The sequence below is a fragment of the Pseudarthrobacter sp. N5 genome (assembly GCF_050157035.1).
Classification (GTDB): Bacteria; Actinomycetota; Actinomycetes; order Actinomycetales; family Micrococcaceae; genus Arthrobacter.
The window spans coordinates 1412774-1430923 of sequence record NZ_CP189593.1 but is presented as its reverse complement, the minus strand read 5'-3'; the positions used below and the strand labels follow the sequence as shown (position 1 = coordinate 1430923).

Sequence of the window (18150 nt, the reverse complement as noted above, 5' to 3'; positions counted from 1 at the left end):
TAAACCAGGTCAGAAACTGAAGGATGCTGTGCGGATGGACACGTTGGTATTGCGGGTGAATGGCATGTCATGCACCGGGTGCGAGCATCGGATCGGCACGGCGCTGCGCCGGGTTGACGGCGTACGGGACGTATCAGCCAACCACACCACCGGCAGGGTCGAGGTGCGGATCGGCCCGGAGCTGGCTGACCGGGGCGTGATTACCCAGTGGATCACTGCGGCCGGCTATGTGGTCGTGACGGAAGGGACGCAATGAACACGACAACTGAGGAGCGCCCGCAGCCCTGGGCCCCTAACCGGGCATCAGCGGATCAGGGGCCGGATCGCGGGGCTGCACTGCTCGCTGTGCACGGGCACGATCGAGAAGGCCCTGGGCCGGATGGACGGGGTCGGACAGGTGTCGGTGAACCTGACCCACGAGCAGGCCTTGGTCGAGTACGACCCGGGGGGGGGTATCGCCCCGGAGCAGATCCTCGGGACTCTGCGGGATGTGGGCTATGACTTGTATGATCCGCGCAAGCTGCGCCCGTTCGAAGACGAAGAACGGGACCTGGTGCGTGAGGGCGCCCGGCTGCTGGCAGCGGTAGCGGCGAGCCTGACCGCGATCGGGCTGATCGCCACAGTGACATCAATGCTGCCAACGTGATGCCGGCGCGCTCAAGCAGTACTTTCAAAGTGGGACCTGCTGCCAAGCTTGGTGATTCGCATAAGACTAGGGAACACAAGAGGCGTTGACTAGTGCCCCAGGCGAGACTCGAACTCGCAACACGCGGATTTTAAGTCCGCTGCCTCTGCCAATTGGGCTACTGGGGCGCCCGGTCAATGGTATCCCGTTACATCCCGGCGAGTGGTCCGGCATACCGGAATGTTCCATGGACGCCGCCCGGCCACACAGCAAGCGGAAGTAACTGGAAACGCTCGCCCCATGCCTTCTCGGGCGGCTCGATGCCCAGCGATGTGGAGGCGACAAAACCGAAGCGCGGATAATATTCAGTACTTCCCAGCAAAGCGATCCCTCTCTCCCCTGCGGCGTTAGCCCGGGCCACCGTCTCGTTCATCAGGGCCGAACCGATGCCGTGGCGCTGCAGCCTGGGGGTCACCCCCATTGGACCGAGCCCCAGCAGCTCCAGGCCGTCAGCCCAGCCCCTCGTGCTGATCACATGGCCCACGATCTCGCCCTCGAGTTCGGCCACCACGCTGAACCGGGACAGATATTCTTCACACTCAAAGAGCTGACGCAGCACTTCCACTTCCACCGGTTCGCCCTCGACGCGCGTCCCCGTGGCCGGGGAGACCGCGAAGGCCTCGGCTATGAGAACCAGAATTGCATCGCGGTCGGCCGCTGTCTCGTCCCGAAGAACCAGATCCGGCGGCGGCATTTCTGCGCTTTCCGCTGCCAGCCCAGCCAGAATTTCCAAAGCGCGTGCGGAATCCGAAACCGGTACCAACAGGTGGTCGTGATGGAAACCAGCCAGCACATTGCAGCTGATGTGCCCGTCGGTCAGCGCGGAACCGACCGCTGCTGTCAGGCCCACGGCCTCCAGAGCGGAGTGAATCTGCAGAGTAATCCAGGCGGCCACGAAGTCATAGCGCATTCCAAGGCTGTCTGCCTCGGCGCGTGGCAGGACGACAGTCAGCCCCTCCGCCTCACGGACGGCCGCCTCAATGCCGGCCACCAGCGGTTTCCCATGAGGCCACAAGACGTAGACGTATTCGCCTTCGCGGAGCACGGGATGCATGGAGGCCAGTAGCGTCTGAAGCTTCTTTTCACCGGTCATGGAGACAGTCTAAACGGGGGTCAACGCCCAACGGCGGCTGTCCCCCGATGGGGACAACCGCCGTCGTATGTTAGTGCTGGCTACTTGGCGTCAGCCGAAACAGCTTCCTTGGACTCAATTTTCGCTGCAGAGTCCGTCTCGACTGCCTTAGCGGTGACTGGAGCAGCGGTGGCCGGAGCAGCAGGGGCCGCAGCAGGCTTGGGTACCGGCGACGCTGCTGTGACAAATGCTCCGCGCGGGTTGTCCAGGTCAATGAGCTGCGTGGTGTCGCGGCCCATGATCAGGCTCAGTATCCAGCCGAAAATGACGCGGACCTTGCGCTCAACGGTGGGCATCGCCAGGCCATGGTAGCCACGGTGTGCCATCCAGGCGAGGGCACCCTTGAGCTTGATGCCCATGATGTTGGCAACACCCTTCCACTCACCGAAACCGGCAACGGCACCAAGGTTCTTGTGCTTGTAGTCCTTGAGGGGCTTGTCCCAGCGGGAAGCCCAGAGGTTGTTAGCCAGGAGCTTGGCCTGACGGAGAGCATGCTGTGCGTTCGGAACGCAGAAACCGCCCACCCCGCCACCGGAGAGATCCGGAACAGCGGCAACGTCACCGGCGACCCAGGCGTTCTCAACAATGCCCTCGTCCCCGGCGATGCGCAGGTCAGGCAGCGCGCGGACGCGGCCGCGTTCATCCAGTGGGAAGTCAGTGGAACGGACCATCGGGTTGGCCTGCACACCGGCAGTCCACACGAGGGTGTCTGCTTCGAAGTCCTGTGCCAACGACTTGTCCGGCAGGTTGATCAGCTTCAAGGAACCCTCGGCGTTGTCCAGCGAGGTATTCAGCAGCACCTCAACACCGCGGCCGCGGAGGTGCTCCACAACCCATTCGGCCTGCTTCTCCGTGACCTCCGGCATGATGCGGCCCATGGCTTCAACCAGGACGAAGCGGACTTCCTCCTGCTTGACGCGCGGGTTGTTCTTGACCGCGGCGCGGGCGAGGTCTTCCATTTCGGTGATGCATTCGATGCCCGCAAAGCCGCCGCCCACAACCACGAACGTCAGGGCCCGGGCACGCTCTGCGGGAACGGTCATCAGTGAACCGGCCTCGATACGCTCAAGGACCTTGTTGCGCAGCGCAACGGCCTCTTCAATGGTCTTCAGGCCGATGCCCTTGTCCGCAAGCCCCTTGATGGGGAACGTGCGGGTGATGGCGCCGGCTGCAACAACGACGTCGAAGTACGGGATCTCGAAAATTTCCCCGCCGTCTGCCGGAGCCACAACAGCAGTGCGGTTCGCGTGGTCGATCGACGTGACGCGGCCCTGGATGAGTTCGGTCTGCTTGAGGTGCTGCCGGTGCGAAACCACGGCGTGGCGGGCCTCAATATTGCCGCCTGCAACCTCCGGCAGGAAAGGCTGGTAGGTCATGTAGGGCAGCGGATCGACAAGGGTGACGATGCCACCGGCATTTGCGATCTTCTTCTGCAGTTTGAGTGCTACGTACAGGCCGACGTATCCGCCGCCGACGACGAGTACCCTGGGACGGTCCTGGAGCTCTGGGGTGGTTGCCATGATTCCAGAATACAGTAGTTTGTGAAAATCTTCACTAACTCCTTCCTGCCCCGGAGTCCATGACATCAAGCACCCCGGTCTCCGGTTCATCGGGTACCGTCCGGGGCCTCCGGTAGGCCCGCAGGATCTGGAACACAGCAGCCGCAATGATCACCGGGAAGAGTATGCCAAAGCCGATCACCACCGCGGCAGGAAGCGCGCTGTCGAGTTCTGACGGCGGCTCCGCCACGGGAACCGTGGCCTCCGGAAGGGTGGGTAGAGCACTCGGAGCGTTGGCAGCAGGCACAGGGGCCGGTGTGGCAAGGTTGCCACGGCGGTGAACCCGGATCCATTCCGAAACCGAGCCCAGCGGATTGACTGTGGTTGCGGGAACATCGGACTTCAGCGCTGCCTCAGCATTGAGCACACCGAAACCGTATAGGGGGTCCTTGCCCGGCACCCCGGCATCCTTTGCCGTGGAGACGATCCGGTTGATCACCTGGGCGGCACTCATCTCCGGCCATTTGGAACGTATCAGCGCGGCCACACCGGCCACGATGGGAGTCGCACCCGAGGTGCCGGCCCATTCCGCATAGCCGCCGCCAGGCATACCGCCGATCAGGTTCTCCGCCGGAGCCGCCACGCCAATGCTGATGCCCTGCGAGGAAGAGTCAACGCTGGCCACGCCGGCACGGTCCAGCCCAGCTACTGTCAGCACGCCGGGGATGGTTGCGGGGGCACCAACCTGGACGTTGCCGCCCACCCGGTTGCCAGCAGCTGCAACAATAACCACGTCTTTTTGCTCGGCGTACAGGAACGCCGCATCCCAGCTTTGTGGCCACTGGGGCGAGGTGCTGCCCAGCGAAATGTTGATGACCTTGGCGCCGTTATCCACCGCCCAGCGGACGGCCTCCGGAATCTGTTGCTGATCACTCTTGCCACCCGGATTCGCCGAGCCGAGCCAGGTGGAGGCTGAAAGAATCTGGGCCTCTGGTGCAACACCGATGATGCCGTCCGGGCCGGTCTTGGCGGCATCAGGGCTTGGCGTGGCAGTCGAGTCCGGAGGCTGATGCCCCCGCCCAGCCAGCATGGTGGCTACCAGCGTCCCGTGCTCAGGCTTCGCGCCAATGCTCTTCTGCCCGTCCGGCTTGCCGGAGCCGGAAGCGTCGTAGCCACCCGACAGCACGCCTTTAAGGTCCGGATGCTGGCCGTCGATGCCGCTGTCGATCACGGCAATCTTGACGTTGGCGCCCTTTGAAACTTCCCACGCTTTGGTGATGCCGGATTCAGCCAGCCAATACTGCTTGTCCCGCCACGAATCAGCCTGCGCGGCAGGTGCTGCCACGAGCGCCACGGCCAGGCTTCCGCCCGCGAGGGCCATGGCCACAAGAGCGGACGCGGTTCGGCGGAACCGTGCTGTTGCTCTGGTCATTTGGGGTCCAATACTCTGTGCGTTGAAGGGTCCGGTCACGTAATGCTCAGTTACATAATGCTCAAGGCAATTCCGTCAAGAATATCGTGTTCGCTGGACGTGGCCGTAATGATCCTGCCGTCAGTGATCTCACCCAGCCGTGCCAGGATCCGCCGCCACACGAGCGCACCTGCACCGATCACATCCACCCTGCCCGGGTGCATATACGGCAGGGCCGCGCGCTGCTCCCTGGACATTTCCAGCAGCTCCGTAGCCGCAGCATCGATGATTGCGGTGGACAGTTCCGCCCCGTGGATCGCCGCCGGAGAGTACTCCGGCAATCTCAGGGCATGGGCTGTAATGGTGGTGATGGAGCCCGCAACGCCGACGACGGCGGTGGTGCGTTCCAGCGGAACGTCCAGCCCCGCACGGCTAATGGCGGCGTCGACGTCGGCCTCGGCTGCCGCGATCTGCGCGGCAGTAGGCGGGTCGCTGAGCAGGTGGCGTTCCGTGAGCCGTACACAGCCGACATCAACCGATTTGGCCGCCGTGACACCGCTGGCCTCACCAAGGACGAATTCCGTGCTTCCACCGCCCAGATCAATCACCAGCACCTCGTGGAGTTCGGCCATAGGCAGAACGCTGCTTGCGCCGGAAAAGGACAGGGCTGCTTCCTCGTCTCCGGATATCACTTCCGGTTCCACACCCAGCAGCTCACGAATGCCGTCCACGAAGACCTGGCGGTTCCGCGCATCCCTGCTGGCAGACGTTGCCACGAACCGGATTTTTTCCGCCTGGTGTTCCCTGATCAGCCCGGCATAGTCCGCGGTGGCCGCAAATGTGCGATCCAGCGCCTCCGGAGCAAGTTCCCCCGTTGCGTCCACGCCCTGGCCGAGGCGGACCACGCGCATCTCACGCCAGATGTCCGTGAGCTTGACTCCCCCGTTGCTGCGGTTGATGTCTGCGATCAGGAGACGGATCGAATTGGTGCCGCAGTCGATCGCTGCAACGCGCGTCATTGGCCTGCCCCGCCGTCGGCGGCGGATTTGCGGACCGGAGCCGGCCGGCCGACGATATCCGGCAGTCCCTGGGGTCCGTGGCGGCTCAGATCCCGGGACGGCGCTTCACCGGACGTGTCCCAGGCACCGTCACAGTAGCAGCGGTCTTTTGTCCACCACTCGCTGATGGCTGCAAGCGCGTCATCGCCCAGCGGATTGACGCCAGGTCCTGCTGCCAGGGCGTGACCCACCAGCACATGGAGGCACTTAACGCGGGTGGGCATGCCGCCGGCTGAAATGCCATCGATCTCGGGGACCGCGCCGATTCCGGAACGTTCACTGATGGCGGCACGGGCAGCGAGGTAGTTCCGGTGCGCGGCACGGTAGCCGTCGGCAAGCGGTTCATCGGCTTCGAGCCGGACATTCATCTCGTTCATGACTCCGGCTGCCTCCAGCCGTGAGACCGCCGCAGTGATGACCGGATGCGTCAGGTAGAACGTCGTGGGGAACGGGGTCCCGTTACTCAACCGCGGTGCGGTGGCGGCCACCAGCGGATTGCCGCAGATGCAGCGGGCCGGGATCTCTACGACGTCGCGGACCGGCCGTCCGAGCTGACGACTGAGGACCTCGAGATCCTTTGCTGAGGGCTGACGGGATTCCTCCGGCGCGGTTGCCGTGTTCTCTTCCACTGGCGAGGCCATCCTTCCTGCCCGGGAATGGCCGACCTTGGTTTACTGGAGGTCAGTCCGGCGGCGGGCGCCGCTCCTAGTCTGTGGCCGAACGCCTGATGGACTCCCACAGGGAATCCACCCACGGCAGATCTGCGGGGTCTTGTGTAGCTACTGCACCGGTCGGGCTACTGGCGGTGCCCGCCGGCACATCGCTGCCGTAGACCCAGTAACCGGTCTCACCCGGCATAACCATGTTAATGCGGTCGCGGGCCTGTTGTTTCACGTAGTTGGGATCCTGCCAGCGCGAGACCTGCTGCCTGAGGCCACCCTGGTGCGACCTGCTGGCAGCGATATCCGCCTCCAGAGCAGCTATTTCGGCACGTTTGTCGATGAAGATCTTGACTGTGGGCGCCAGCATGATGGTGATGGCTATCATAACGACGGCAAGTGCCAGCATCCGCCCGGAGAATGCCTTGGCCGGTATCGGATCAAGGTCTTCTTCCTGACGGTGAACCGTCCGGCGCCCCTTGCCCCTGGCTGCCACCCTGCCGGCTGTGACACCGGCTCTGACCGAATGGCCCGGTTTGCCTGCTGCGCCAGCCTTGCTCCGTGCCGGCGGAGTAGTGGCCCGGCCGGGCGTTCCCGTCTTCACCGGCGCAACCGGCTGCCGGGCTTTTGACTGCTTCGCCTCAGGCTGCTTCGGATCCGGGTGCTCTGGATCCGGATGCCGGGAACCAGACTTACGGCTGGCGAAATCGGCGCTGATCACGTCTGCGCCGTCGGAGACGTCCGTGGCAGGCTGGGCCGCTGGGGCAACCCTCGGGACTTTGGGACGGCGGGTAGCCATGACACTCCTGATATGTACGGCGTTGTTGCTGGCCATATAACCGCTGGCGCGAAAAACAAAACCGGTGGCTATGGTCTTTCCACCATAGCCACCGGTCAGTTGTTTTCCCGGGTATTAGCCCTTGAAACGCGGGAATGCGCTGCGGCCGGCGTAGCGCGCGGCGTCGTCGAGTTCCTCTTCGATGCGCAGCAGCTGGTTGTACTTGGCAACACGCTCGGAGCGCGCCGGGGCACCGGTCTTGATCTGGCCGGCGTTAGTGGCAACCGCGATGTCAGCAATGGTGGTGTCCTCGGTTTCGCCTGACCGGTGCGAGGTGATGGTGGTGTACCCGGCACGCTGGGCCAGGGAAACGGCATCCAGGGTTTCGGTCAGGGAACCGATCTGGTTGACCTTGACCAGCAGCGAGTTGGCCGTCTTCGTGTCGATGCCGCTCTGCAGACGGACCGGGTTGGTGACGAACAGGTCGTCACCGACGATCTGGACCTTGTCTCCGATGGCGTCGGTGAGGGTCTTCCAACCGTCCCAGTCGTTTTCATCCAGCGGGTCCTCGATGGAAACCAGCGGGTAATCGGCCACCAGTTCAGCGTAGTAGGCGCTCATCTCGGCGGAGGTCAATGCCTTGCCTTCGAACTGGTAGGCGCCGTCAGTGAAGAACTCCGAGGACGCGACGTCCAAGGCAAGAGCGATGTCCGTGCCCGGGGTGTAGCCGGCGTTCCGGATGGCTTCCTGGATGAGGTCCAGGGCTGCACGGTTCGACGGCAGGTTCGGTGCGAAGCCGCCTTCGTCGCCCAGGCCCGTGGCCAGGCCCTTCTCCTGCAGCACTGCCTTGAGCGCGTGGTAAACCTCGACGCCCCAACGGAGGCCCTCGGAGAAGGTCTCAGCACCCAGCGGAACGATCATGAATTCCTGGATGTCGACGTCGGAGTCCGCGTGGGATCCACCGTTGAGGATGTTCATCAGGGGTACGGGAAGAACATGGGCGTTCGGGCCGCCGAGGTACTTATACAGCGGCAGGTCGGCCGAAGCAGCCGCCGCGTTGGCGACCGCGAGGGACACGCCCAGGATGGCGTTCGCGCCCAGTTTGCTCTTGTTGGGCGTGCCGTCCAGATCGATCATGGCCTGGTCGATGCTGCGCTGATCTGTGGCATCGAAGCCGATCAGTGCGGGGGCGATCTGGTCGATGACGGCGTCAACGGCCTTCTGGACACCCTTGCCGAGGTAACGTCCTTTGTCTCCGTCGCGGAGTTCAACGGCCTCGTGCTCACCGGTTGAAGCACCGGAGGGAACTGCTGCGCGGCCAATCTGGCCATCGGAAAGCAGAACTTCAACTTCTACGGTCGGGTTGCCGCGGGAATCGAGGATCTCGCGGGCGTGGATGGCATCGATAAGCGCCATGAATATGCTCCTTATGGTGAAGCGGTCTACTAGGAAACTGACAGCTGGGAAACTAGTGGAAAGCTCTGGTCATCGTCTCTGCCTAGAGTAGTCGAGAGTACTGCGGGTTACGGAAACCCATCCAGCACCCGGACTAATCAACCGCGGTGGTAGTTCTCCTGATACCGCCGCACGGCCCCGCGCAGGGCACGTTCGGCGTCGAGCCCTTTGCCCCTGGCAGAGCGGACGACGGCGAACAGCAGCTCTCCGAGGTCCTCTTCCGTATCCGGGGTTCCGGCAGGCGCACCCACCGGATGCGCCTGTCCGGCACGCGCAGCCCGGTCCAGCGATTTCTGGGCCCGGGCCAGTGCGGGCAGCTCCTCGGGTATGCCCTCGAAAGGATCACTCCGATCGGTTTTCTCCGCCCTCTTGACCGCGTCCCACTTCTGCACGATCTCCGCCACGGTGGCGGGGAAGGCATCCTGAAGTGAGCCGTCCGGTCTGAAGACGTGCGGATTGCGACGGATCATCTTGTCGGTGAGCCCGCGCGCGACGTCGTCGAAAGCGAACGCACCGCGCTCTTCGGCGAGCCGGGCATGCAGCACGATCTGCAGGAGTACATCGCCCAGTTCGCCTTGAAGCTCAGAGTCGTCCGCACCGGTCTCAATGGTTTCCGCCACCTCATAGGCCTCCTCGAGGAGATACTCCACGAGGGACGCATGAGTGAGGGCTGCCACCCAAGGACAGTGCTCCCGCAGGGCCGCTATGGCCGCAACCAGCTCCCTCACGGCAGCCGATTCAGCCAGCGCAGGCAGTGCTGCCGGAAGACTCCCTTTAGCCAAGGTCCGCGTAGGCGTCATTGATGTACTCCACCAGGGCTTCCTTCTCCTCCAGCGGCAGGAAGGACGCTTCCGCAGCGTTGAGGGTCAGCTCCAGCAGGTCGTCGAGATCGTAGTCGAACGTTTCCACCAGCAGATCGAACTCGTCAGTGAGGGTAACTCCGCCCATCAGGCGGTTGTCTGTGTTGATGGTGACGTTGAAACCGAGCTGGTAAAGCATGTCCAGCGGGTGGCTCTCAATACCTTCGCCGAAAGCGGCGATCGCACCGGTCTGAAGGTTCGAAGAGGGGCAGATTTCCAGCGCAATTCCCCGGTCACGCACCCAGCTGGCCAGATCGCCGAGGGTTACCAGGCCGATGTTGTCCTCGTCCGGGTTCTCAGGGTCGCTGTCCTCATCCTCGCCGAACTCCACCATGATGTCCTCGGCGATGCGTACGCCGTGGCCCAGGCGAAGCGCCCGTCCGTCCACCAGCGCGGACTGGATGCTCTCCAGGCCGGCGGCCTCGCCCGCGTGGACGGTCACCGGAAAGTTGTTCTCGGCCAGGTAGGTGAAGGCCTCCTTGAACCGGGCCGGCAGGAAGCCGTCCTCGGCACCGGCAATGTCAAAGCCCACGGCACCCCTGTTGCGGTGGCGGACGGCGAGCTCGGCAATCTCCTGCCCGCGGTCGGCATGGCGCATGGCCGTAATGAGCTGGCCCACCTGAATCTCACGGCCGCTTTCGACGACGGCGTCCACGCCGGCATCCAGGCCTTCCTGTACCGCCTCCACAACCTCATCCAGGGTCAGGCCCTTCTGGAGATGCTGCTCAGGCGCCCAACGCACCTCGCCGTACACCACGCCGTCGTCCGCGAGGTCCTCGACAAATTCCTTGGCGACCCTTAACAGTCCATCTTTGGTCTGCATGACCGCAATGGTGTGGTCGAAGGTTTCGAGGTAGCGGACCAGGGAACCGGAATCGGCCGATTCCCGAAACCATTCCCCCAGGGCAACCGGGTCAGTGGACGGCAATGTGTGTCCCACAGCACTGGCAAGCTCAATGATGGTGGCCGGACGCAATCCCCCGTCCAAGTGGTCGTGAAGGGACACCTTGGGAAGGCTCTTCAGGTCAAAGTCGAGGTCAGGGGCAGCATCTAGAATAGGCTCAGTCACGTTCCAACCTTAGGGTCGTACGGCGGGCAACGCCAGCCGCTTAGTTTTCCCGCGGTTCGGCCTCGCCGCCGGAGGAGGCCAGCATGGCCGGGGATGCAGGAGCTGCCGCCGAGGCATTCCTTGACCCGCCATCGAGCCAAACGTCCACGGCTTCGGCGTCATTGCGGCCGAGCCGCTTGTGCCACAAACGCAGGGCATGATCGATCACGATACCGAGCACGATGGCGAACACCACCGCAATGCCTGCGCTCAGCAGCGGGTTGTCGTGCAGCCATGTGAAGGAGCTTGCCAGGAGGCCGATGCCGATGGAATAGACCACCCAGGTGGCGCAGGCGAAGGCGTCCAACAGGAAAAACCTCCGGTGCGGAAAGCCCGTGGTGCCGGCGACGTAGTTGACTGCCACGCGCCCCCACGGGATGTACCGGGCCGTGAAAATCAGCACGGCCCCGCGCTTCTCCAGTTCATAGCGTGCCCAGCCGAAAACTTTCTGCACCTTTGGCCGTCGCATCCATTTCCACCGCTCCAGGCCGATTCTCCGGCCAAGCAGGAACGCCATGTTGTCCCCGGCCATGGCACCGACAAGGGCGGTCAGCCCAAGAATCCAGAGATTTGGCTCCCCGCTCTGACGGGAAAACGCGGCAAGCGCCACGATGAGTGTTTCACTCGGAAGGATCATGGCGAAGCCGTCCACAAAGAAGAACATCAGGAGCAGCGGGTAGATCCACCACTGGCCTGCAGCATGGAGTACAGCCTCATTAATAAACTCCACGCGGGCATTGCTCCTAGACGAATATGATGCAGACGAAAATGACGCAGACGGAAGTGATGTAGATCGCTCTCCAGTGTCCCACGGCCAAGGCGTCGTTCGCTACGCCCCGGCCCCGGGAACACCACTTCCAGATTAGCCGCCAGGGTCCTCATCCGGCGTCCTCCTGCGGGCTGATAACCGGCCGCCCGGGGCTCCACCCCAGGGCTGAGATGCGGTCAGGTCCTGGGCCCGGCGAATTCGTCCCCGGCCGGATCCGCCACGGTACCCCGCAGCTTGCTGATCACCACGTCCACGATGATTCCGAGGACAACCGCACACACAATGGCGACGGCGGCACCGAGCAGATGGTTGCTCTCAAACCATTGGCCGAAAAACATGCCGATGGCCACCGAGTACCCCGACCAGAGGACGGCCGACAGGACAGTGAGGGCAGCAAACCTGGGCCTCGGGTAGTGCGTGGCTCCGGCTGTCAGGTTGACGGCAACCCTGCCAATGGGGATGAAGCGCGCCACCAGGATCAACGACGCCGGACGCTTTCTGAGTTCACGGCCGGCCCAATGGAAGGCGCCCTGCATGCGCTGGCCGCGCATCCACCGCCACCGTCGGGTACCGACCCTCCGGCCGATGAGGTACGCAATGTTGTCGCCGCTGAAAGCCCCCAGCGCAGCGACCACAATGAGCAGCCACGGGTTGGGGACACCCGCGGTGGCAGCGACAGCCGCCAGCCCCACCACCACGGATTCGCTGGGGATCGGAGGGAAAAAACCATCGATGATGCAACACGCCAGGACAAGGAAGAGTACCCAGGGCTGACCGGCGGCGGCCAGGATGAAATCATTGACGGCCTGCATTAACTCAGGATATGCGGTCGATGATGAGCTGCTGTGCCGGCCGGGATCCTTCCGGCGCGATCACCACGGCGTGTTCCAGTGCATCTTTGGCACGGCCGAATTTCTCCGGGGTATCGGTGAGCAGGGTCATGAGCGGCTCGCCGGCCCGGACGGTCGCTCCGGGCTTGGCGTGCAGCCGGACGCCGGCACCGGCCTGCACCTGGTCTTCCTTACGTGCCCGGCCCGCGCCGAGGCGCCAGGCAGCCACACCGACCGCCAGTGCATCGAGCTCCACCAGGACACCGTCAGCCGGGGCATAGAGCGTCTGGGACTCCTTCGCAACCGGCAGCTTCGCCCGGGGGTCTCCGCCCTGCGCCTCGATCATACGGTTCCACACATCCATGGCGCGGCCGTCCTTGAGCGCGGCCCGCGGGTCCGCGTTGCGCACGCCGGCACAGGCCAGCATCTCTTCCGCCAGCCGGACCGTCAGCTCCACAACGTCCTCCGGTCCGCCTCCGGCCAGCACTTCAACGGATTCCTCCACCTCGATCGCGTTTCCTGCCGTGAGACCAAGGGGCGTGTTCATGTTGGTGAGCAGTGCCACGGTGATAACCCCGGCGTCCTTGCCCAGGGCCACCATGGTCTCCGCCAGCTCCCGGGCACGTGCCTCATCCTTCATAAAGGCGCCACTGCCCACTTTGACGTCCAGGACCAGTGAACCGGTTCCTTCAGCGATCTTCTTGCTCATGATGGAGGATGCGATCAGAGGGATGGCCTCCACCGTCCCCGTGACGTCGCGCAGAGCGTAGAGCTTCTTGTCTGCCGGGGCCAGTCCTGCACCGGCTGCGCAGATCACCGCGCCTACGTTCTGGAGCTGGGCCAGCATTTCCTGATTGCTCAGTTCAGCGCGCCAGCCCGGAATGGATTCCAGCTTGTCCAGCGTGCCGCCGGTGTGCCCCAGTCCGCGGCCGGACAATTGCGGCACAGCCACCCCGAACACCGCCACCAGCGGTGCCAGCGGGAGCGTGATTTTGTCTCCGACGCCACCGGTGGAGTGTTTGTCGCTGGTAGCCTTCACGCCGCCGTCGGGCCGCCGGAGGCTGGAGAAGTCCATCCTCTCTCCGGAGGCGATCATGGCCGCCGTCCAGCGTGATATCTCTATGCGGTCCATGCCATTGAGCAGGATGGCCATGTTCAGGGCGGCCATCTGCTCGTCCGCAATGACGCCGCGGGTGTACGCGTCGATGGTCCAGTCGATCTGTTCCGGGCTGAGGACACCCTTGTCCCGCTTGACGCGGATGATGTCGACGGCGTCGAATGCCTCCGTTTCATGTGTGGTGCGTGTCACCGGGTTTCCTCCAAATGTTGGGGACCAAAGGCGTCGGGGAGCACCTGGTCCATTGTCTTGATTCCCTGGGTGGTCATGAGTTGCATGTCCGGGGCGCGGAATTCGTAAAGCAGCTGCCGGCAACGCCCGCACGGCATCAGCACCTGGCCTCCTGCGTCCACACAGTAGAACGCTCGCAGCGAACCGCCCCCGGTCATCTGCAGATTACCCACCATGGTGCACTCGGCGCAGAGCGTCAGCCCGTAACTGGCGTTTTCCACGTTGCAGCCACTGACAATACGGCCGTCTGCGGTGAGGGCAGCTGCCCCCACCGCAAACTTTGAGTACGGGGCATACGCATTTTTCAGGGCTTCCCGGGCCGCGGACTCCAGCGCTTGCCAGTCAACGCTGCCGGTGGCCGTACCCGCCGGTACCATGTCTTCCGGCACCGCCATCAACCCTTGACGTACGGTATGCCGCTGGCAGCCGGCGGCCGCGAGCGGCCAACCAGGCCCGCGACGGCAAAGATGGTCACCACATACGGAAGCATTGCCATGAACTGGCTCGGCACCGGGGTGCCGATGATGGTGAGGATTGATTGCAGGTTATAGGCGAATCCGAACAGCAGCGAGGCCAGGAAGGCCCCAATGGGGTTCCACCGGCCAAAGATCATGGCGGCCAGGGCGATGAACCCCCGCCCACCGGAGATTTCCTTGGTGAAGGTATCAATTGCCACCAGCGTAAAGAAGGAGCCTCCAATGCCTGCCACAGCGCCGCCGAGAGTCACGTTCCAGAACCTGGTCCTGTTGACGTTGATGCCCATGGTGTCCGCAGCTTGGGGATGCTCCCCCACTGCCCGGATGCGGAGCCCCCATTTGGTTTTGAAGAGCCCGAACCAGATGACCCCCACAGCGACGTACATCAGGTATCCGATGACGGACTGCTGAAAGAGAATGGGGCCGAAGAACGGGATGTCCGCCAGGAGCGGGACCGGAAGCACATCCAAGTGCAACGGAGTGTTGAACAGCTCCTTGTTGGGGACCATCAGTGTTCCGTAGAGGAATCCGGTCACCCCTGATACCAGAACGTTGAGCACCACGCCGACGATGATTTGGTTGACCAGGTATTTGATGCTGAAAACAGCCAGCACCATGGACACCGCCGCGCCTGCCACTGCGGCGGCAATCAGACCGGCAAAGGCATTCTGCGTCACCGTGGACACCAGGGCTGCCGTAAAAGCGCCGCCGAGCAGCTGGCCCTCGATGGCAATGTTAACCACGCCGACGCGCTCGCACAGCACACCGGAGAGTGCGCCGAAAACCAGCGGAACCGCCAAGGTCACGGATCCTGCAAACAATCCGGCAAGCGAGATGGAGGAGTCCCGGGCACCTGCGACGATCCACACCAGAGCCGCGAACACGAAGATGACGGCGAAAGAGATGGGGACCCAGGACGGCGATTTCCTGCCGTCCTTCCACAGCCAAACAGAGTAGGCGGCCAGGCCCAGCAGCACAATTCCGAAGACTACGCCGCCGGTTCCGCCCTGGATCAGGAGTGCAGGCAGCCGGATGGCGTCGCCGTCGTTGCTGATCTTCAGCTCCGCCGTCTTCGCCGGGCCCAGGAAGCCGAAGAAGGTCAGTGCAACCAAGGCCAGGACGCTGAGCGTCACGGGGGCCTTCAGCGAGACAAGGGGGGCCCCGCCGCCGGCTTTGTACCGGGCGGCAGCAGCGGTGCTGGTGGTGGTGTTCATTTGGCGCCTCCGGTCGTTGCAGCCGCCCTTGTGTCAATGGCTGCCGGCTGAGTTTTCAGCTTGCGGGGGTTCAGTCCGAACAGGGATCGGACCAACGGGGGCGCTGCGATGAAAAGAACTATCAGCGACTGCACCACCAGGACAATATCGATGGGGGTACCTGTCTGGATCTGCATCTGCACGGCCCCAGCGCGGAATGCACCGAACAGCAGACCGGCAAAGAACGTCCCCCAAGGCGTGCTTCTGCCGAGCAGGGCAACCGTGATTGCGTCAAAGCCAATCTGGGCGGCGACCCCTCCGGTCAGCACCTGTTCCGTACCGGCTACCTGCGCGGCACCGGCAAAGCCCGCCAGCGCGCCGGCGAGTGCCATCACCAGGACGGTGGACCGCGCCACCTTGATGCCGGCCGTGCGTGCCGCAGCCGGATTCGCTCCGATGGCCCGGAACTCGAACCCGATGGTGGAGCGGTTCAGCAGCCACCACACGCCTGCGGTAAGGAGCACGGCCACCAGGAAGCCCAGGTGAAGCCGGACTCCGGAAACAGGGAGAATGATAGGGTAGATGGCGGATTCGTCCAGGCGCGGTGAGATCGGGCTGTTGGAACCGGGACGCCTGAATGCAGGAGTATTGAGCAGGAAGTCCAGCAGGTACAGGGCAACGTAGTTCAGCATGATGGTCACAATGACCTCGTGGGCGCCCGTCCGTGCTTTGAGCAGGCCTGCAATTCCTCCCCACGCCGCGCCTCCCAGGACGCCCATCACGATGACCAGCAGCAGGTGGATACCGACTGGAAGATGCCACGCAAATCCAGCATAGGCAGCCAGGGTTGAACTGATGATGATCTGGCCCTGGGCACCGATGTTGAAGAGCCCTGCCCGGAAAGCGAGTGCCACACCCAAGGCCGCACAAATCAGTGGCGTGGCCACTGTCATGGTTTCCAGTAAGGGCAGGAAGCCCTGCCTGGGGTTGAACACAGCACCCTGGAACAACGCGACGTAGCTTGTGGTCATGGCGTTCCACAGTGCGGTCAGAAAATCAGAAGGACGGCTGAAGAAATACCCCGAGGTGGTCGCCACCCTGGCATCAGTGCTGGCGATCAACACGCCGCCCAGGATCAGGGCTACCAGGACGGCGAGGACAGAAACCAGGCCATTGCCCATGACGATCCGACGGAACACACTGTCCTGCTGGTGCCCTGTGTCGCCGCTTTGCGCAGAAACCGGCACCAGGGAAGGTGCCAGGGCGCCGCCCGCGGTGTCCAGAGCCACGTCCGCGGACTGAACCTCGGAAGGGGATTCCTGTAGCTTCCGGTGGCTGCCGGATGGGACTTCATTTTTCATCGGAGGCTCCTTCAGGGCCGACGCCCGCCATCATCAGGCCCAGGGTGTCGCGCGGTGTTCCGGCCGGGACAATGCCCACAAGTTTTCCCTTGTAGAGCACGGCGATCCGGTCTGCGAGTTCAACCACCTCATCCAATTCGGTGGAAACGATCATGACCGGTGTGCCGGCGTCGCGCTCTTCCACGATGCGGCGGTGCAGGAACTCGATGGATCCTACGTCCACACCGCGGGTGGGCTGCGAGGCGATGAAGAGCCGCAATGGCCGCGAGAGCTCCCGGGCCATCACCACCTTCTGCTGGTTCCCTCCGGATAGCGTCCCGGCAGCGGCAGCGGCAGACGGGGTACGGATGTCGAATTCCTGGATCTTTGCGCTGGCATTCTCGGCAATGATCCTGGGCGACATGACGATGCCTTTGGCGAACGGGGCTTTGTCGTAGACGTCCAGCACCAGATTCTCCGCGACCGAGAACGGCCCCACGAGGCCGTCCACAGTACGGTCTTCCGGTACAAATCCGATCCCCGCACCCAGAATGTCCTTCACGGAACGGCCCAGGAGTTCCGTACCGTCCAACGTGACTGAACCTGTCACATGCTCCTGGACGCCAAGGATGGCTTCCGTGAGTTCGGTCTGGCCGTTCCCCTGCACTCCGGCAACAGCCAGAATCTCGCCTTTCGCAATATCAAAACTGACGCCGTCCACGGCATTCGTGCCATTGGCAGCACGGACGGTCAGTCCGGTGACAACGAAGCTCTTTTCACCCGGCTTCGCTGCGGCCTTGTCCAGAGTCAGGCTGACCGCCCTGCCCACCATCATGGAGGCCAGCTCGGCGGGAGAAGCCGACGGCGGAGCGTCACCTACCACCTTGCCGCGGCGGATGACCGTGATGACGTCCGCGACCGCTTTGACTTCGCGCAGTTTGTGCGAAATGAAAACGATAGAGGTGCCGCTGGCTTTGAGCTGGCGCATGATGTCCAGCAGTTCGTCCGTCTCCTGTGGTGTGAGCACAGCTGTGGGCTCATCCAGAATGAGGACCTTCGCCTCGCGCACCAGGGCCTTAATGATCTCCACCCGCTGCTGGACTCCGACAGGAAGTTCTTCGACGACGGCGTCCGGATCGACATCGAATCCGTACTTGTCTGAAATTTCCCGGATACGCCGGCGGGTCTCTTCGATGCTCAGAACGCCGCCGAATGTTGTGGGTTCCGCCCCCAAAGCCACGTTTTCGGCCACAGTGAAAACGGGGACAAGCATAAAGTGCTGGTGCACCATGCCGATCCCTGCTGCCATCGCATCGCCGGGTCCACGGAATACGGCAGTCTTGCCATCCACCAGGATTTCCCCGGCTGTTGGCTCGTACAGGCCGTACAGGACGTTCATCAGCGTTGATTTTCCGGCGCCGTTTTCGCCCAGAAGGCAATGGATCTGGCCGGATTCCACCACGAGGTCTATGTCTTGGTTGGCGTAAAAGGTCCCGAATGCTTTCGAGATCCCTTTCAACTCGAGTTTCACAACTCCCACCATTCTGTT

General features: G+C 63.3%; 18 protein-coding genes and 1 tRNA gene. 2 read left to right on the top strand and 17 right to left on the bottom strand.

The genetic code is table 11. The features are described 5' to 3' along the window. Positions 1-34: 34 nt before the first annotated feature. Positions 35-256 carry a heavy-metal-associated domain-containing protein gene (locus ACQCST_RS07105; RefSeq protein ID WP_426998588.1) on the top strand — a complete coding sequence of 74 codons (222 nt, stop codon included), beginning with the start codon at positions 35-37 and terminating at the stop codon, positions 254-256. 9 nt (positions 257-265) lie between these two features. Next, positions 266-646, top strand: a complete 381-nt coding sequence (locus tag ACQCST_RS07100; protein WP_426999100.1) for a cation transporter — start codon at positions 266-268, stop codon at positions 644-646. A 93-nt stretch (positions 647-739) separates the two neighbouring features. Here the strand turns inward: ACQCST_RS07100 and ACQCST_RS07095 are convergent. From ACQCST_RS07095 to ACQCST_RS07015, 17 genes are all read right to left on the bottom strand, one after another. Continuing rightward, positions 740-813: transfer RNA gene (locus tag ACQCST_RS07095), tRNA-Leu, on the bottom strand. A 20-nt stretch (positions 814-833) separates the two neighbouring features. Further along, positions 834-1778 (bottom strand): N-acetyltransferase, encoded by a 945-nt coding sequence (locus tag ACQCST_RS07090; RefSeq protein WP_426998587.1) that lies wholly within the window; start codon positions 1776-1778, stop codon positions 834-836. A gap of 80 nt (positions 1779-1858) precedes the next feature. Continuing rightward, positions 1859-3337, bottom strand: a complete 1479-nt coding sequence (locus ACQCST_RS07085; protein ID WP_426998586.1) for an NAD(P)/FAD-dependent oxidoreductase — start codon at positions 3335-3337, stop codon at positions 1859-1861. A gap of 34 nt (positions 3338-3371) precedes the next feature. After that, positions 3372-4748, bottom strand: coding sequence for a S8 family serine peptidase (locus tag ACQCST_RS07080; protein ID WP_426998585.1), 1377 nt, complete (start codon positions 4746-4748; stop codon positions 3372-3374). A 50-nt stretch (positions 4749-4798) separates the two neighbouring features. Further along, positions 4799-5746: an exopolyphosphatase gene (locus ACQCST_RS07075; protein WP_426998584.1), complete on the bottom strand. Its 948-nt coding sequence runs from the start codon at positions 5744-5746 to the stop codon at positions 4799-4801. Next, the gene (locus ACQCST_RS07070; protein WP_426998583.1) at positions 5743-6414 is read right to left on the bottom strand and encodes a DUF501 domain-containing protein; all 672 of its coding nucleotides are present in this window, start codon (positions 6412-6414) and stop codon (positions 5743-5745) included. The genes ACQCST_RS07075 and ACQCST_RS07070 overlap by 4 nt, the downstream gene beginning before the upstream one ends. Positions 6415-6490: 76 nt before the next feature. Beyond that, positions 6491-7243, bottom strand: coding sequence for an FtsB family cell division protein (locus tag ACQCST_RS07065; protein WP_426998582.1), 753 nt, complete (start codon positions 7241-7243; stop codon positions 6491-6493). Positions 7244-7357: 114 nt separating this feature from the next. Next, positions 7358-8638: a phosphopyruvate hydratase gene (eno, locus tag ACQCST_RS07060; protein WP_426998581.1), complete on the bottom strand. Its 1281-nt coding sequence runs from the start codon at positions 8636-8638 to the stop codon at positions 7358-7360. A 137-nt stretch (positions 8639-8775) separates the two neighbouring features. After that, on the bottom strand, positions 8776-9354 hold the full coding sequence (locus ACQCST_RS07055) for a MazG nucleotide pyrophosphohydrolase domain-containing protein (RefSeq protein WP_426999099.1): 579 nt from the start codon (positions 9352-9354) through the stop codon (positions 8776-8778). Between the two features lie 97 nt (positions 9355-9451). Then, positions 9452-10606, bottom strand: a complete 1155-nt coding sequence (locus tag ACQCST_RS07050; RefSeq protein WP_426998580.1) for an adenosine deaminase — start codon at positions 10604-10606, stop codon at positions 9452-9454. Between the two features lie 40 nt (positions 10607-10646). Then, the gene (locus ACQCST_RS07045) at positions 10647-11375 is read right to left on the bottom strand and encodes a DedA family protein (RefSeq protein ID WP_426998579.1); all 729 of its coding nucleotides are present in this window, start codon (positions 11373-11375) and stop codon (positions 10647-10649) included. Between the two features lie 215 nt (positions 11376-11590). Further along, the gene (locus tag ACQCST_RS07040) at positions 11591-12226 is read right to left on the bottom strand and encodes a DedA family protein (RefSeq protein ID WP_426998578.1); all 636 of its coding nucleotides are present in this window, start codon (positions 12224-12226) and stop codon (positions 11591-11593) included. Between the two features lie 4 nt (positions 12227-12230). After that, positions 12231-13553, bottom strand: a complete 1323-nt coding sequence (locus ACQCST_RS07035) for a thymidine phosphorylase (protein WP_426998577.1) — start codon at positions 13551-13553, stop codon at positions 12231-12233. Next, the gene (locus ACQCST_RS07030; RefSeq protein ID WP_426999098.1) at positions 13550-13969 is read right to left on the bottom strand and encodes a cytidine deaminase; all 420 of its coding nucleotides are present in this window, start codon (positions 13967-13969) and stop codon (positions 13550-13552) included. The genes ACQCST_RS07035 and ACQCST_RS07030 overlap by 4 nt, the downstream gene beginning before the upstream one ends. Positions 13970-13986: 17 nt before the next feature. Next, a complete protein-coding gene (locus ACQCST_RS07025) occupies positions 13987-15282 on the bottom strand; it encodes an ABC transporter permease (RefSeq protein ID WP_426998576.1) in 1296 nt (431 codons plus the stop codon). After that, positions 15279-16622: an ABC transporter permease gene (locus ACQCST_RS07020; RefSeq protein ID WP_426998575.1), complete on the bottom strand. Its 1344-nt coding sequence runs from the start codon at positions 16620-16622 to the stop codon at positions 15279-15281. The genes ACQCST_RS07025 and ACQCST_RS07020 overlap by 4 nt, the downstream gene beginning before the upstream one ends. Continuing rightward, the gene (locus ACQCST_RS07015) at positions 16612-18132 is read right to left on the bottom strand and encodes an ABC transporter ATP-binding protein (protein WP_426998574.1); all 1521 of its coding nucleotides are present in this window, start codon (positions 18130-18132) and stop codon (positions 16612-16614) included. Before ACQCST_RS07015 ends, ACQCST_RS07020 begins: the two co-directional genes overlap by 11 nt. Between the last annotated feature and the right edge of the window lie 18 nt (positions 18133-18150).